Below are 15,305 nucleotides of genomic sequence, written 5' to 3'. Positions count from 1 at the left end.
TCACCGAAAGACCTTCCCGGATTGCGCTGCGCTCCATCCGGGCTACGAGCGACACGCCCTACCCCACCCGCGCCTTGCTCCAGTCGGGCCCGACCGGTCCCGATACGCCCGCGAAGGCGCCGTCGACCAGCTCGAACACCAGGATGCGGGCGGCATCGACCGGGCCCGGCATGGTGATGCGGCCCTTGTCGACCCGCTTGAAGCCGACGCGGCTGTAATAAGGCTCGTCGCCGACCAGCAGCACGAGGCGGTGCCCCTTTTCCCTGGCGTCCTTCAGCGCGCGCTCCATCAACAGACGGCCGACCCCGCGGCTGCGGAACGGCGGCTCGACGGTGAGCGGCCCGAGCATCAGCGCCGGCGTCTCGCCGATCAGGATCGGCAATTGCCTGACCGAGCCGACCAGCAGCGTGCCGATGCGCGCCGTGAACGACAATTCGAGCACATGATCGACATGCTCGCGGATGCGATAGGCGCTGAGCACGAAGCGGCCGGGGCCGAAGGTACGTTCGTGCAGCCGTTCGATCGCCTGGGCGTCGCCGGCGGCTTCGGGAAGGATGGTCAGGGAGAGATCGGTCATGTTGATCGGCGGGATAACATCTCGCCGGGCCGTGGTCCACCGGGCTCTTGCGCGATCGAACCCTGTGACGTGCCGCGGGTAAAGACGGCCGCGAACAGCAGCGTCCAGAACGACAGCATCAGGATGGGAATGATGTAGTACGGCGTGAAGACGGGATGCGTAGCAAAGAACGCGAGATTCAGCACGAGATTGACGGCGACCAGCAGCGTGAGTTTCCTGACGCCGGCATGGCCTGCGAAACGCCACAGCAGCGCGGTCCAGACACAGGCGATCACGATCAACGGAAATTGAGTGTCGCCGAGATAGGCCCGCAGCACGGCAGGATCGAGGCTCCGCGGAGCCGTATCCTGGCCGCCATAGGCCGAGAGCAGCGGGTTACCCGAATTGACGAAGTTGGCCGCGAATACCGGCAACAGGCCGACGAGAATCGAGAGGCCGAGCGTAAGACCGGTCGCGTAGGTCTCGCGGCTACGCCAGATCAGGAACGACAGCCCGAAGAACAGGAAATAGCCGGCCGACAGAACCACGTTCGCGATCCTGAAGCTCGCGGACAGGCCGAGCAGAAGGCCGACGGCCGCGACCACCAGCAGGCGGCGCCGGCCGTCATCGACGAACAGCCTCGCGGTGAACAGGCCCGCCAGCGCGCACACGACAACGGTCGGCGCCATCGAATAGCTCGCCTTGGTCGGATTGATCATGAAGAGGATCGAGAGGACGCCCAACACTGCCGCTGCTGCCAGGGACACCGGCTCCCGCGCCCGCCACAGACCGTATAGCGCAAAACCGGCGATGATCATGTTCGCCAGCGCATATAGCGGAACGACCTGGAATCCCTCCGGGAAAAGCGCCAGCGCGAAGCCCGTGCCCGGCGGCGGCGTCATCACCCATTTGCTGCCGTCGGCGGTCTGGGTGTGGCAAGGCGCCCGCGTCGGATCGCGCCAGTTCGGAAAATCGATGCTGCGCAACTTGCCGGCGAGATAACCGTCGGTTTCACGGGCGAGGCTGGTGTCGAGCCCTTGCCATCCGAAACGCTGGAACAGATGCGCCTGCCTGAGATAGCAGATGTCGTCATAGACGCCGCGGCTCTCGCTCCAATGCGAGATCAGCCTGACGTTGCTGGCCAGAATTGCCAGAAACACAATTGAAAAAAATACTTTGACGGCTCTCATGGGCTCTCGCCGGGCCTGCCGGCCTAGCCTGGAAATGGTCCGCCTGTACAGGAAAAACACCGGCAAGTATAGCAAGGTGGGGACTTTGGAGGTGAGGCGGCCGTGGCCGACATGAGTTTGGGTCCGGGCTTGGGTTCAAGCGACACGTGCCGCAGCGCCGCAAGGCAGGCCGGCGCGCCGCGGGTCCTTCTCGTCATTCCCTGCTTCAACGAGGAGGCTTCGATCGGCGGTCTCCTCAGCGAGATCGCCGCGATCGGCCGCGGTTACCACACCCTGGTCGTCGACGACGGCTCGTCGGACGCGACGTGCGCGGTGGCAAGCTGTCGCTCGCCCGTCGCCCGCCTCGCGCAGAATCTCGGCATCGGCGGCGCCGTGCAGACCGGTTTCAAATACGCGGCGCGTCAGGATTTCGATTTCTGCATCCAGATCGACGGCGACGGACAGCATGATCCGCGCGCGATCGAGACTCTGCTCGATGCCTATCGCAGCCACCCGACCAACATCACCATCGGAAGCCGCTTCATCGACCATTCCGGCTTCTGCTCGACGCCGATGCGCCGCGCCGGCATCAGGCTGATCGTGCTTGCGCTCAACGGGCTCTTCACCGGCGGCCGCATTACCGATCCGACCAGCGGCATGCGGCTGCTCGACCGCTCGGCCATCGCCTTCTTCGCCAGATCTTATCCTGCTGATTTTCCGGAGCCAATCTCGCTCGCCTGGGCGATGCGCGCGGGCCTGACCGTCAGCGAGGTCCCGGTCGAGATGCGGGCGCGGAAGGCCGGTGTCAGCTCGATCGACGGAATCAAGTCGGCGAGCTACATGATCCGCGTCCTCGGCTACATCCTGCTCGCGCGTCTGGTGAGAGCGCCATGACGCCGAGACTTGCAGCGATGATCCGCAATCCCATCATTCCATCGAACCTTCCGAGGAGGCAGCCGTGACAAGTGTCCTTCCGAGCCCCGAAACGGTCGTCGTCATTTCCGCCTTCGCGTTGATCTACATGCTGGTGCTGCTGCGCAAGACGCTGCAGGGGAAGTTCGATCTCTATGACTTCATGATGCTGTCCATGGTGGCGATCATCCCGGCGGGCTTCGCGCTGTTTCCAAACCTGGCCTATCTGGTCAGCCATTTGACCGGCGTCGTGTTTCCGTTCGTTGTGATGTTCGGCACGCTGTTCCTGGTGGTGTTCGCGTTCATGCACAACATGACGGCGCGGCTGCACCGGCTGGAGCGGCAGAACTGCGCGCTGATCCAGGAGCAGAGCCTGCTGGCGCTGGAACTGAAGGCGAAGGAAAACGGCCGGCCGGGCGGTTGAATGCTCAACGCCACGTCGCCATCAGCGGCTTGCCGTCCAGCACCTCCGCGAGCCTTTGCCGCGTGCCATGCGTGGTCCCCTCCGGCAGCGCCGTGATCGCGAAGAAGCCACACTCGACGATCTCGTGGTTCGGTTCGGGCAAACGATCCTGCGTAAACTGCCTGACCACGTAGACCGCGACATGGTCGCGGCGGGAGACGTGGCTGTTGAGAAAGATGCCGTGCAGCACGGCCTCCCCGGTGAGATCGATATCGCCCTCCTCCTTGAGCTCGCGCCGCATCGCCTGCTCCATGGTCTCGCCGAGATCGACGCCGCCGCCGGGCAGATACCAGCCGCTGATGTAGCTGTGCCTGACCAGGAACACCCTGTTCTCGTCGTCCAGCACCACGGCGCGGACGCCGAGCGTCATGCCGCGGACCAGCAGGAAATAAGCGTGGAAGATTCGCCGCAGCAGCGGCTCGAATCTCCGTCGGACGCGGTTCAGACGATCTCCCATCAGGCTCCCAAGAACCTTCGCAAGAAACTTCGCAAGAAAACTTTCAAGAAAACTTTCAAGAAAACTCCCAACAGGCCCTGCCCGGACCCCGCTTGCACGTTGCCCGCGACCTTGCCATTACAGCAAACGAATAGCGAGGCAATCGCGCGCCATGACTTACCCTACGTTGGCCCCCTTCACGCTCGCCCATCTGTCCGACCCGCATCTGCCGCCCTTGCCGAAGCCGCGGCTGATCGAACTCGCGGGCAAGCGCGCGCTCGGCTACGTCAACTGGAGCCGCAACCGCCACAAGTACCAGCGCCGCGAGGTGCTCGACGTACTCGTCGCCGACGTCAAGGCGCAGGCACCCGACCACATCGCCGTCACGGGCGACCTCGTCAATCTGGCGCTCGAGGCGGAGTTCGCGCCCGCGCGGGCCTGGCTCGACGATGTCGGCCCGCCCGACCGGGTCACCACGATACCCGGCAATCACGACGCCTATGTCCGCGCCACCTTTCATCGCTTCGGCGAGACCTTTGCGCCCTATCTTGCCGGCGACGACGGCAGCATCGGGTTTCCGAGCCTGCGCCGGCGCGGGCCGCTCGCGCTGATCAGCCTGTCCACGGCGGTGCCGACCTTGCCGCTGATGGCCACGGGCACGCTCGGCCGCGAGCAACTCGCGGCCCTCGAACAGGTGCTGATGCGGCTTTCGGCCGAGGATGTCTTCCGGGTGCTGCTGGTGCATCATCCGCTGAAGTCGGACGCGCGCCAGAAGCGGATGACGGATTCCGCCGAACTGCTGGCCCTGTTGAAACGCCACGGCGTCGAGCTGATCCTGCACGGGCACGACCACATTCATTCGACGATGTGGTTCGAGGGCCCCCACGGCAACATCCCCGCGGTCGGCGTGCCGTCGGCCTCCGCGCTCGCACACGGGCGCTACCCGGCCGCGGCGTATAATCTGTTCACGATCGAGAAGGACAATGCCGGCTGGCGCTGCGAGCAGACGGTGCGGAGCCTGGAGTCCGGATTTCAGATCCGGCAGATCAAGCATGTGAGGCTGATCTAGTTTAGTTCGCCGTCATTGCGGGCGTGATCCGTAGCCCGGATAGAGCGCAGCGTAATCCGGGGCGGTGCGTCTGGAGCGAGAGGTGTCCCGGATTGCGCTGCGCTCCATCCGGGCTACGAGAGGTCACCAGCTCCGCAGGGCCGCCAGCACGGCAACCCCGAACAAGGCGGCGGCACCGAGCACGAATCCGAACACGAACGGCCAAATGCGCGAGCGGCGCGGCGGCGGCGCGGCCTCGGACTTCGGCTCCGACGGCACCACCATCGCACGCTCGCGTTCGATGATGCGGCGGGCGACATAATCGGTGACGGCTTCGACGATCACCGGAATGTCGTGCGATTCGGCGAGCACGATGCGGCCGAAGCGGGTGTCCTGGACGAAGCGGTACATCCGCTTGTCGCGCCCCATCAGGATGTGCGCGACGACGTCGATCCAGAGCCGCGGCGTATCGCCCTGGCTGACGCCGCGGTCGAACAGATCGATCTTGTCAGGCACCTGGGCGAACAGGGGATCGAGCGCGTCGTTGAGGATCTCGAGCCGCGCCACCTCGGCGTCGCGGAGGTCGACGACCACGCCGGTCCGGTCGGCGGCCTCGATCCGTGCGCGCAGCAGCGCGTCGCGCAGCCGCACCGGGCGCGGCTGGCTGGGATGGGTCCCGCTGGTCTCGGGCTCTGACATTGTCGGCCTCGTCCTCGACTATCCTCCGTTAACCTATCAGCAACCAATCCCTCCGCAAAGGCCTCACAATTCCAGAGACTTACCGCGCCCACAGACGGCTCACCTGTGCCAAAAACAGACGATCCCACCCAGGCAGAGCCTGGATGGGACCATCCGTCCTTGGGCGTCTTCTTGAATTCGGACCGTCAGGCCGAGACGCGCGACGGCTCTTCCACGATCGAGAAGCGGACGCCGGCCTTGTGGCGGTTCTCTTCCGAGACGGTGCGCCAGGCGTCCTCGGCCTCCGTTCGGGTCTTGAACGGACCCTGCACCTGGGCCGAGCCTTCCACGAGCTTGTGGAAATTCATCGAACCGAACTCGCCGCCGATCACCCAGAAATTGCTGCCTTTGGTCATTGTCAGTCTCCTGTTTCGTAGCGTGATGCGTTAGCCGAACTGGTTCATGGTGTTGTGGGCGCCGCCCGCCTTCAGGGCAGCCTCGCCGGCGAAGTATTCCTTGTGGTCGTCGCCGATGTCGGAGCCGGCCATGTTCTGATGCTTGGCGCAGGCGATGCCCTGACGGATTTCCGCGCGCTGGACGTTCTTGACGTAGCCCAGCATGCCCTGCTCGCCGAAATACTCGCGTGCGAGATTGTCGGTCGAGAGCGCTGCCGTGTGATAGGTCGGCAACGTGATCAGGTGGTGGAAGATGCCGGCGCGCTTCGCCGAGTCGGCCTGGAAGGTACGGATGCGCTCGTCGGCTTCGATCGCCAGCGGCGTATCGTCGTATTCCGGCTTCATCAGCTCGGCCCGGTTGTACTTGCTGACGTCCTTGCCCGCTTCCTTCATCGCGTCGTAGACCTGCCAACGGAAGTTGAGGGTCCAGTTGAACGACGGCGAGTTGTTGTAGGCGAGCTTGGCGTTCGGAACCACCTTGCGGATCCGATCGACCATCTTGGCGATCTGTTCGATATGCGGCTTCTCGGTTTCGATCCAGAGCAGGTCCGCACCGTTCTGCAGCGAGGTGATGCTGTCGAGCACGCAGCGATCTTCGCCCGTTCCGGCGCGGAACTGGTAGAGATTGCTGGGCAGGCGCTTCGGACGCAGCATCTTGCCGTTGCGATTGATGATGACGTCGCCGTTGCGGGCGTTCTCCGGCGTCACTTCCTCGCAATCCAGGAAGCTGTTGTACTGATCGCCGATATCGCCCGGCTTGTGGCTGACGGCGATCTGCTGCGTGAGGCCGGCGCCGAGCGAGTCGGTACGGGTCACGACGACGCCGTCTTCGACGCCCAGCTCGAGGAACGCATGGCGGCAGGCGCGGATCTTCGCCAAGAACACCTCGTGCGGCACGGTGACCTTGCCGTCCTGGTGCCCGCACTGCTTCTCGTCCGAGACCTGGTTCTCGATCTGGAGTGCGCAGGCACCCGCCTCGATCATCTTCTTGGCGAGCAGATAGGTCGCCTCAGCGTTGCCGAAGCCCGCGTCGATGTCGGCGATGACGGGGACGACGTGGGTCTGGAAGTTGTCGATCTTTTCGATCAGCTCCTTCTCGCGGGTTTTGTCGCCTTCCTTCCGCGCCTTGTCGAGGTTGCGGAAGATGTCGTTGAGCTCGCGCGAGTCGGCCTGACGCAGGAAGGTGTAGAGTTCCTCGATCAGGGCCGGCACCGAGGTCTTCTCGTGCATCGACTGGTCGGGCAGCGGTCCGAACTCGGAGCGCAGCGCCGCGATCATCCAGCCCGAGAGATAAAGGTAACGGCGATCGGTCTTGCCGCCGAAGTGCTTCTTGATCGAGATCAGCTTCTGCTGCGCGATGAAGCCGTGCCAGCAGCCGAGCGACTGGGTGTACTTGGTGGGATCGGCATCATAGGCCGCCATATCGGCCCGCATCAGCGCCGCGGTGTAGCGGGCGATGTCGAGGCCGGTCTTGAAGCGGTTCTGCAGACGCATGCGCGCCACGGCCTCGGCCGTCACCCCGTTCCAGGTCGGCTTGGTCTCAAGGAGCGCCTGGGCGGCCTCGATCTCGCTCTGATACGAGGCCGGGCTCTGGAGGGCATTGATGCCACGGGGCTGGTAGTTCATCTGCTCGATCCTTTCGCTGATGACAAAGCGTTTGCGTTGCCATCGACATTTTTGACAGTGCATTGCGAAATGCGTGCCTTGAGCTAAACGCGAGAAAAAGAAGTTCGTATAGAGGCCTTGTATTTGAATGGTGATGTCATGTAACATCAGAACATGTAATAGATGTTATGTTGTAAATCTTGTAACAAAACTAGGACAGCATTTTGTCCTTTGCGCGCCTGGAGCCCTGAAAATGCCCGCCGAGCCCGGGAAGAAACTGTTCGTCGGCCCGCGCTTCCGGAGGATTCGGCAGCAATTGGGGCTGTCGCAGACCCAGATGGCCGAGGGGCTCGGGATCTCGCCGAGCTACGTCAATCTGATCGAGCGCAACCAGCGCCCGGTGACCGCGCAGATCCTGCTCCGGCTGGCCGAGACCTACGACCTCGACCTGCGCGACCTCGCCACCGCGGACGAGGACCGCTTCTTCGCCGAACTGAACGAGATCTTCTCCGATCCGCTGTTCCGCCAGATCGACGTGCCCAAACAGGAGCTGCGCGACCTCGCCGAGCTCTGCCCCGGCGTGACTCACGCACTGCAACGGCTCTACGCGGCCTACACCGAGGCCCGCCAGGGCGAGACGCTGGCCGCGGCGCAGATGGCCGACCGCGATGTCGGCACGCGCTACGAGGCCAATCCGGTCGAGCGCGTGCGCGAGCTGATCGAGGCCAACCGCAACTATTTTCCGGAGCTCGAACAGGCCGCAGAAACCTTGCGCGACGAGCTGAACGTGCCGGCCGAAGGGCTCTATGCCGCGCTCGCTGCGCGGCTGCGCGAAAGGCACTCGATCCAGACCCGCATCATGCCCGTGGACGTGATGCGCGAGACGCTGCGTCGTTTCGACCGTCACCGCCGCCAGTTGCTGATCTCGGAGCTGGTCGACTCGTCCGGCCGTGCCTTCCAGCTCGCCTTCCAGCTAGGCCTCGGCGAATGCGCGCAGCATCTGGAGACCATCATCGGCCGCGCCGGCCCGCTCGACGACGCGCCGCGGCGGCTGTTCCGCATTACGCTCGCCAACTATTTTGCGGCGGCCGTGATGATGCCCTATCCGGTGTTCCTGGCTGCGGCCGAAGCCTTGAGCTACGACATCCATCTGCTGGCGCAGCGCTTCAATTCCGGTTTCGAGCAGGTCTGCCATCGCCTCACCACGCTGCAGCGGCCGAATGCGCGCGGAATTCCGTTCTTCCTGCTGCGCGTCGACAATGCCGGCAATGTCTCGAAGCGCTTTTCCTCGGGCACATTCCCGTTCTCGAAATTCGGCGGCACCTGCCCGTTGTGGAACGTGCACTCGACCTTCGACACGCCGGATCGCCTGCTCAAGCAGGTGATCGAGCTGTCCGACGGCACGCGCTATTTCTCGATCGCGCAGATGGTGCGCCGGCCCGTGGCGCCGCACCCGCTGCCGCAGCCGCGCTTCGCCATCGGCCTCGGCTGCGAGATCCGCCACGCCTCACGCCTCGTCTACGCCGCCGGCATGGACCTGGAGAAGGCCGAGGGCACGCCGATCGGCGTCAACTGCCGCCTCTGCGAGCGCGAGAACTGCGCCCAGCGCGCCGAACCGCCGATCACGCGCACGCTGATCCTGGACGAGACCACGCGGCGGGTGAGTTCGTTCGCGTTCTCGAATGCGCGGGAGCTCTGAGAGCTGCCATTGGCGCCGTGGTCCTGGCGACTCTCCCAGATGGCAAGGAACTTCCGTTTTGCCCCAACGTTGCCTTGGCTGAAGGGGCGGCTTGGTGCGCTCGTGTGCACTTGCCGCAGGTCGAGACATGAAGAACTTCTCAAATGCGGCCTTCCCGCCTGACATGATCGAGGTGATGACCGAGGCGCTCGGCGCAGCGGTCGCAACGCTGCCCGAGCCGGTGCACTCGTCGCATGTTGACGCGATAGCTCAATCCATCCTCCGGACGGCCCAAACCGGCGAGCGCAACATCGTCGTGCTGCAGAGGATTGCGCTGATGGAGCTCAGCCTTGCACCGCGGATGTGACGAGGTGAATCATGCGAATTGAGGCAGGCGTTGTTGCAGCCGTGTTGGTGCTTTGCGGTTCTGCGGTTGCGCACGCGGAGAGCTGGGCCGCCTACCGCATTCCTGAAACCGGGACCACGGTGGACATCCCCGTCTCGATCTTCACCGAGGACGCCGGCAAGCCGGACGGCCAGGGCCAGCGGTTTCGCTCGGCGGACGGCAGAGCCGATCTGACCGTGCAGGCGGTGCCCCGGACGGGCGAATCTCCCGCCGCCTTCCTGGCCCGGAAGAATCCACCGTCCGGCATCGTCTACAAGCGGATCACGCCGCACTTCTTCGTCGTGTCCAGCGTCAAGCGCGACACCATCTGGTACGATCGCTGCAATTTTTCGGCACGCTACGTCCACTGCGTGCTGATCAACTATCCCGCGGCCGAGAAGCGCCAGTGGGACGCCGTCGTGACCAGGGTCAGCCACAGCCTTGGCGGCAGCTGACGCCCTCGCGGCGCTCTTTGGTTAACCTCGCACTAATCCGCCTGCGCGATCTGCAACCAAGGATTAAGCACGCCTCAACATCGCTGCCATAGTCTCGCCCCACTCACTTTTCGCAAATAACGGTGGCCTATTCTGCCGGGCGACGTGACATCAGGGGGTTCATCATGCGCATTGCGTTGCTGCTGACCGCAACCATCGTCGGCGCGCTCTTCACCAGTCCATCCAGGGCCGGAACGCTCGATGGCGACGCATCGCAGGCGCTGCCGCCTGGCTTCCAGAGCTATCGCGGCTACATGTTCGACGTTTCCGAGAACCGCGACCGCAAGGACGTCGACAAGCTCATGGACAATCTGAAGAGCCAGATCGACGTCGTCGAAGGCGCCGGCCTCTCGCCGCGCGTGCTGCGCTTCTTCCATACCGTTCCGATCGTCGCGAGCGAGCTCGCGTGTCTCGACGAAGGCGCCGCGACCGCGTGCTACGGCCGGGTCACACCGGACATCCAGCGCACCGCGCCGCGGACGCTGACGGTCTGGGACCCCGCCAAGCAGCGCTGGAGCAATCCCAATGCCGTCGACCTCGCGGTCGATTCGGGCCTCGGCGTGATCATGCTGCGCCCGGACATGATGCGCTACGAGAAGGAAGCCGTGCTGCTGCACGAGATGCTGCACGCCTTTCACGCGCGGCTGCTGCCGGACGGCTACGCCAACAAGGGTGTGATCGGCTATTACGCCCTGGCCAAGTCCAAGGACATGCTGCCCAAGGACTCTTATGCGATGAAGAATCCCATGGAATTCTTTGCCGTGACCTCCAGCATCTTCCTGGCGGGAAAAAGCGAATTCCACGACCCGAAGTCGCGCGAGGCACTCAAGGAGAAGATGCCGGACTATTACAAATATCTGGTCGGCGTGTTCGGCTTCGACCCCGAGCCGGCGGCGTCCAACGGCCCGGTTGCCTCACTGAAGTGAGGCGACTGCGCCAACTCACCCCGAAAGCCGCGCGAAAATGCGCGGCTTTTTTGTTTTGCCAACCGGAAGCTGCGGATGACGCCTCGCCGGGAATTGCCAAGGCGGGGCCCGATCTGCATAGTCCCGCCCGCATCGATACCGTTTTCAAGAGGATACAAGAACATGGCGGACGCCGACCTGGATGTCGTGATCCGGCAACTGGCCAGACAGCTGCATACGGGCCTGATGACCCGCGCCAAGGAGCGGCGGGATCGCTTCAACGGCCTTGCGGCCAAGGCCAAGGGCAAGGAAACGGGCGAGCGCTTCAAGATGCTGGCCAAGGCCAGCATGGAGCAGGCCACCGCCGCCGCCAAACGCCTGCAGATGTCCGCCGACAACGTCGCCGACAGCTACGCCCGCGCGATGCGCCTCGCCGCCAGCACGCCTGTTTCGGTGAAGGCAGAAAAGAAGGCGAAGGACAAGCCTGAGAAGGCCGGCAAGGCGAAGAAGGCCAAAGCGAAGAAGGCGAAGTAGTCGCGGCTCGCATGCTTTCCCTCGCCGATTTGCGGAGAGAGGAGAGAAGCTACTCTCACCGACGCGGCGCGGCCCCCTGGGTCGGCTCGGCGCTCGCGAGTTCGGCGAGTTTGGCACGCGCCGCATCGTGGGTGCGGACGTCCTTGCCGGCCGGCAGCGCAAGCGCGGCTTCGAAATCGGCGCGGGCATCATCGGCCTGGCCGCGGGCGAGGAAGGCAAGACCCCGGTCGAGGCGGGCCTGGGCAACCGACGGATCGAGGCGGATCGCCGTGTTGTAGCTCAGGATCGCGCGATCGAGATCGCCGCTGCCGGCAAGCGCCAGACCGCGCTCGTGATACGGCGCAGCGAGCTTTGGATTGTGCGCAATCGCCTCATCGTAATCCTCGATCGCGAGCGCGAGGTCGCCATTCTGCCGGCGTGCCTGCGCCCGGTCGCGATAGAGCGTGGCGCGGTTGGGATTGAGGTGGATGGCCTCGTCGAAATCCGCGATCGCCCGCCGCCAGTCGCCGTGGCGGAGCGCGATCCGGCCGCGTCCCTCGTAGGCGAAAGCAATCAGCGAGCCACGCAGCGGCGAGAACCCGATCACGGCCGAACAGATGTCGGGCTCGTCCTCGTCCCCGCAATTGACGACGGTATGCGTGGACAGGCCGACGAGCACGCCCAGGACGATCAGCAATGGTACCGCAGCTTTGGTCATCTTCGACGGCGACCGGCATTGGGCCGGCCACGCATCCCCTTTCGAAGAAACAGTCTCGCCGTGCTGTTAACACCGGTGGGGCCGATTCTGTGTGCGCCAAGTCACAAAGCGGGCGCAATTTCCGGCCTGTTGCATCAGCCCCAGGGACCACGAGCAGGACCACGCGACGACGAGCGGCCCCACGGGCCCCGCGGCGGATAGTTTTCGTTGGCCCCGACCGACGGCGCGGCCCGCGCGCCTAGCTCGCCCGCGAGCTGCCGGAGCGCCGCGACGCGATTCTGCGTCGAAGGATGGGTGGCGAACAGATTGTCCACGCCATGGCCCGACAGCGGATTGATGATGAACATGTGCGCGGTCGCAGGATTCCGCTCCGCATCATAGTTTGGCACCTGATGCGCGGCGCCTTCGATCTTCACCAGCGCCGACGCCAGCCACATCGGCTGTCCCACGATGCGCGCGCCGAGATCGTCCGCGGCGTATTCGCGCGTGCGGCTGATCGCCATCTGCACCAGCATGGCCCCGAGCGGAGCGAGGATCATCATCAGGATCGAGCCGACGATTCCCGGGCCGTTATTGTTGTCGCGGTGGCCGCCGAAGAACATGCCGAACTGCGCCAGCATCGAGATCGCACCGGCGATGGTGGCGGTGATCGTCATCAGCAGCGTGTCGTGATTCTTGACGTGGGCAAGCTCATGCGCGATCACGCCGGCAAGCTCCTCGCGGCTGAGCTGCCGCATCAGGCCGGTGGTGACGGCGACGGCCGCGTTCTCGGGATTGCGGCCGGTTGCGAACGCATTGGGCTGTGCCTCGTCCATCAGGAACACGCGTGGCATCGGCAGCCCCGCGCGGCCCGCAAGCTCTGCGACGAGACGCACCAGTTCGGGCGCGCTGTTACGGTCGACCTCATGGGCGCCGTACATCGAGAGCACCATGCGATCGGAGTTCCAGTAGGTGAAGAGATTGGTCGCGGCAGCAACGGCGAGCGCGATCATGGCGCCGGAAGCGCCGCCGATCAGATAGCCCACGCCCATGAACAGGGCGGTGAGGCCTGCAAGCAGCATTGCGGTACGAAGATAGTTCATGGCCGTCTCCTGGGCGGCCGCGGGCGAGCCTCGGCCAGCACACTTGAGGTAGGGATGACCCCGGCCCGGGCGCAAGGTTTCAGGGTGCGTCGCGGAGCCGCGGCACTTGACCCAGCCCGGTACGGCCGGGCACCATCAAGGCTATGCATTTCGAGATTCTCGGCGAAATCACCGAGGTCGAAACCTTCGCCAGCGGCTCGGGCATCCGCGAGATCGCCCGGCTGCGACGAATCTATGGAAAAGGGCGCTGGCGGAAGCGCAAAGGCATCGCCCGGGTCCGATTATCCGATGGCTCAACCCACCTCGCTGAGATACATTGGTATGAAGCTGCCGGCATCGGCCGCAAGGAATTCAAGATCAAGAACCTGCTCTGACAATCATGACGAAATCGCGAAGCAAGCAACTGGTGATCTGCGTTGACAACGAGGGCTATGCTGCCTCTCTCGAGAAGCGCAAGATCTACGTAACGTTGCGCGATGCAGCGGCCGAAAAACTCGACATGCTGCGGATCGTCGACGAGTCCGGCGAAGATTACTTGTATCCAAAGTCGTTGTTCCGTTCCATCGCATTGCCACTCGCCGTGAAGCGCGCCGTATTGGCGGCCTAGCGCTCATCCGCCCAGCACCAGAGATATCGATGCCGATGAGCTGCCTTGGTTATCGCCTTGCGGTCGCAACCTTCGCGATCTTATTCGCCCTTCCCGCCTCCGCCCAGCTCGCGCCGCCGTCCGCCAAGCCCGCCGTTCCCAAAACGACGGCCCCCAAGACGAACGCTCCCAAGACCACCGCCCCCAAGGCCACCGCCCTCTCGCCGCGCGCGGCGTCGTGCCACAACGGGGCGAGCTTCGATCGCTTCCTCGCCGACGTGAAGCAGCAGGCGGTTGCTGCCGGCGTGTCACAGCGGACGATCGCGGAGGCCTCGCCCTACCTCGTCTACGACCAGGGCATCGTCAACCGCGACCGCGGCCAGCGCGTGTTCGGCCAGCTCTTCACGGAGTTTGCCGGCCGCATGGCCGCGCCCTATCGCATGCAGAACGGCCAGCAGCACATCAAGACACACGCGGCCGCGTTCGCGCGCGCGGAAAAAGAATATGGCGTGCCGCCGGCGGTGATCGCGGCGTTCTGGGGCCTCGAAAGCGATTTCGGCGTCAACATGGGCAATCTGCCGACACTGAAATCGCTGGTGTCGCTGGCCTATGATTGCCGGCGCTCGGAGATGTTCGTGGGCGAGACCATCGCCGCGCTGAAGATCATCGACCGCGGCGATTTGCATCCGGACGAGATGATCGGCTCCTGGGCCGGCGAGCTCGGCCAGACGCAATTTTTGCCGGTCCATTACGTCAATTATGCCGTCGACTATGACGGCGACGGGCGGCGCGACCTGCTCCGCAGCGAGGACGACGTGATCGGCTCGACCGCGAACTACATCGCCAACGGACTGAAGTGGCGGCGCGGCGAGCCGTGGCTGGAAGAGATCAAGGTGCCATCGAGCCTGCCGTGGGATCAGACCGATCTCACCGTGCAGCAGCCGCGCTCGAAATGGGCGCAGCTTGGCGTCACCTATCCCGACGGAAGGCCGCTGCCGAGCGACAATCTCGCAGGCTCGGTACTGCTGCCGATGGGACGCTTTGGGCCGGCCTTCATGGCCTACCCGAATTTCGCGGCCTACACCGAATGGAATAACTCGCTGATCTATTCGACCACCGCGGGCTACCTCGCCTCGCGCATCGCGGGCGCTGCACCGATGCGCAAGCCGAGCCAACCGGTCGCACAACTGCCGTTCAACGAGCTCAAGCAATTGCAGCAATTGCTGGTCCAGGCCGGCTTCAATGTCGGCAAGGTCGACGGCGTGCTGGGTCAGCAAAGCCGAGCCGCCGTGAAGGCGATGCAGATCAAGTTCGGCCTGCCTGCGGATTCATGGCCGACCGCCGAGCTTCTGGCCCGCATGCGCGGCGGCACCGCTCAGGCGCAGCCGGCGGGGACGGTGCGATAAACGGCCTTACTCGCGGCAGTGCCGTCTCAGTCATGCCCCGCGAAGGCGGGGCATCCAGTATTCCAGAGGCGGCGAGATTCATCACGACTGCCGCGCCGATAGTACCACAAGCCGGCACAATAGAATTTTCGCATCGCACAAGCCGCTTCCATGATTGTATTTTTCCATGAGGTTCCCATGTGAGTGACTCAGGTTTTCTCCTGAGATTCCCCCATC

General features: G+C 64.3%; 19 protein-coding genes. 11 read left to right on the top strand and 8 right to left on the bottom strand.

All coding sequences use genetic code 11. The annotated features are described in order from the left end of the window. Positions 1-58 precede the first annotated feature (58 nt). Both ACQ86E_RS21765 and ACQ86E_RS21760 read right to left on the bottom strand, forming a co-directional pair. Positions 59-577: a GNAT family N-acetyltransferase gene (locus ACQ86E_RS21765; RefSeq protein ID WP_431201734.1), complete on the bottom strand. Its 519-nt coding sequence runs from the start codon at positions 575-577 to the stop codon at positions 59-61. Further along, a complete protein-coding gene (locus ACQ86E_RS21760) occupies positions 574-1,746 on the bottom strand; it encodes a hypothetical protein (protein WP_431201733.1) in 1,173 nt (390 codons plus the stop codon). Before ACQ86E_RS21760 ends, ACQ86E_RS21765 begins: the two co-directional genes overlap by 4 nt. Before the next feature lie 129 nt (positions 1,747-1,875). Between ACQ86E_RS21760 and ACQ86E_RS21755 the strand changes: the two genes are divergently transcribed. After that, positions 1,876-2,619 (top strand): glycosyltransferase family 2 protein, encoded by a 744-nt coding sequence (locus ACQ86E_RS21755; RefSeq protein ID WP_431201732.1) that lies wholly within the window; start codon positions 1,876-1,878, stop codon positions 2,617-2,619. A 64-nt stretch (positions 2,620-2,683) separates the two neighbouring features. Then, positions 2,684-3,061, top strand: a complete 378-nt coding sequence (locus ACQ86E_RS21750; protein ID WP_431201731.1) for a DUF2304 domain-containing protein — start codon at positions 2,684-2,686, stop codon at positions 3,059-3,061. Positions 3,062-3,065: 4 nt separating this feature from the next. Here ACQ86E_RS21750 and ACQ86E_RS21745 read toward each other — a convergent pair whose 3' ends face one another. Continuing rightward, positions 3,066-3,557: an NUDIX domain-containing protein gene (locus tag ACQ86E_RS21745; protein ID WP_431201730.1), complete on the bottom strand. Its 492-nt coding sequence runs from the start codon at positions 3,555-3,557 to the stop codon at positions 3,066-3,068. Positions 3,558-3,723: 166 nt separating this feature from the next. Between ACQ86E_RS21745 and ACQ86E_RS21740 the strand changes: the two genes are divergently transcribed. Then, positions 3,724-4,605 (top strand): metallophosphoesterase family protein, encoded by an 882-nt coding sequence (locus ACQ86E_RS21740; protein ID WP_431206531.1) that lies wholly within the window; start codon positions 3,724-3,726, stop codon positions 4,603-4,605. A 123-nt stretch (positions 4,606-4,728) separates the two neighbouring features. On the opposite strand, the gene ACQ86E_RS21735 is transcribed toward ACQ86E_RS21740, so the two are convergent. From ACQ86E_RS21735 to ACQ86E_RS21725, 3 genes are all read right to left on the bottom strand, one after another. Next, entirely contained in the window at positions 4,729-5,283 is a 555-nt protein-coding gene (locus ACQ86E_RS21735; protein WP_431201729.1) for a hypothetical protein, read from the bottom strand. A 185-nt stretch (positions 5,284-5,468) separates the two neighbouring features. Beyond that, positions 5,469-5,678 carry a DUF4170 domain-containing protein gene (locus ACQ86E_RS21730; RefSeq protein ID WP_094975753.1) on the bottom strand — a complete coding sequence of 70 codons (210 nt, stop codon included), beginning with the start codon at positions 5,676-5,678 and terminating at the stop codon, positions 5,469-5,471. Positions 5,679-5,708: 30 nt separating this feature from the next. Next, positions 5,709-7,343, bottom strand: coding sequence for an isocitrate lyase (locus tag ACQ86E_RS21725; protein ID WP_431201728.1), 1,635 nt, complete (start codon positions 7,341-7,343; stop codon positions 5,709-5,711). 232 nt (positions 7,344-7,575) lie between these two features. On the opposite strand from ACQ86E_RS21725, the gene ACQ86E_RS21720 reads away from it, so the two are divergent. The 5 genes from ACQ86E_RS21720 to ACQ86E_RS21700 all read left to right on the top strand — a co-directional run bounded on the left by ACQ86E_RS21720 (position 7,576) and on the right by ACQ86E_RS21700 (position 11,318). Further along, a complete protein-coding gene (locus tag ACQ86E_RS21720) occupies positions 7,576-9,021 on the top strand; it encodes a helix-turn-helix domain-containing protein (protein WP_431201727.1) in 1,446 nt (481 codons plus the stop codon). Positions 9,022-9,148: 127 nt separating this feature from the next. Further along, entirely contained in the window at positions 9,149-9,367 is a 219-nt protein-coding gene (locus tag ACQ86E_RS21715; protein ID WP_431201726.1) for a hypothetical protein, read from the top strand. 11 nt (positions 9,368-9,378) lie between these two features. After that, positions 9,379-9,840, top strand: coding sequence for a hypothetical protein (locus ACQ86E_RS21710; protein WP_431201725.1), 462 nt, complete (start codon positions 9,379-9,381; stop codon positions 9,838-9,840). Between the two features lie 164 nt (positions 9,841-10,004). Further along, positions 10,005-10,805, top strand: coding sequence for a hypothetical protein (locus ACQ86E_RS21705; protein ID WP_431201724.1), 801 nt, complete (start codon positions 10,005-10,007; stop codon positions 10,803-10,805). A gap of 162 nt (positions 10,806-10,967) precedes the next feature. Next, positions 10,968-11,318 carry a hypothetical protein gene (locus ACQ86E_RS21700; protein WP_431201723.1) on the top strand — a complete coding sequence of 117 codons (351 nt, stop codon included), beginning with the start codon at positions 10,968-10,970 and terminating at the stop codon, positions 11,316-11,318. Positions 11,319-11,373: 55 nt separating this feature from the next. Here the strand turns inward: ACQ86E_RS21700 and ACQ86E_RS21695 are convergent, their stop codons facing one another. Both ACQ86E_RS21695 and htpX read right to left on the bottom strand, forming a co-directional pair. Next, the gene (locus tag ACQ86E_RS21695) at positions 11,374-12,015 is read right to left on the bottom strand and encodes a tetratricopeptide repeat protein (RefSeq protein WP_431201722.1); all 642 of its coding nucleotides are present in this window, start codon (positions 12,013-12,015) and stop codon (positions 11,374-11,376) included. Positions 12,016-12,149: 134 nt separating this feature from the next. Further along, complete coding sequence (gene htpX / locus ACQ86E_RS21690; RefSeq protein ID WP_431201721.1) at positions 12,150-13,097, bottom strand: zinc metalloprotease HtpX; 948 nt, start codon at positions 13,095-13,097, stop codon at positions 12,150-12,152. A 143-nt stretch (positions 13,098-13,240) separates the two neighbouring features. On the opposite strand from htpX, the gene ACQ86E_RS21685 reads away from it, so the two are divergent. Genes ACQ86E_RS21685 through ACQ86E_RS21675 form a run of 3 tightly spaced genes read left to right on the top strand, consistent with a single transcriptional unit; the run spans position 13,241 to position 15,089 of the window. Next, on the top strand, positions 13,241-13,471 hold the full coding sequence (locus ACQ86E_RS21685) for a hypothetical protein (protein ID WP_431201720.1): 231 nt from the start codon (positions 13,241-13,243) through the stop codon (positions 13,469-13,471). Between the two features lie 5 nt (positions 13,472-13,476). Further along, complete coding sequence (locus tag ACQ86E_RS21680) at positions 13,477-13,704, top strand: hypothetical protein (RefSeq protein ID WP_431201719.1); 228 nt, start codon at positions 13,477-13,479, stop codon at positions 13,702-13,704. A gap of 29 nt (positions 13,705-13,733) precedes the next feature. Next, positions 13,734-15,089 (top strand): lytic murein transglycosylase, encoded by a 1,356-nt coding sequence (locus ACQ86E_RS21675; protein WP_431201718.1) that lies wholly within the window; start codon positions 13,734-13,736, stop codon positions 15,087-15,089. Positions 15,090-15,305: the final 216 nt, after the last annotated feature.

Origin of the sequence: Bradyrhizobium betae (assembly GCF_050632175.1) — a bacterium.
Lineage (GTDB): Bacteria > Pseudomonadota > Alphaproteobacteria > Rhizobiales > Xanthobacteraceae > Bradyrhizobium > Bradyrhizobium betae_B.
The sequence above is the reverse complement of the archived record's forward strand: the minus strand, read 5'-3'. Positions and strand labels throughout refer to the sequence as shown.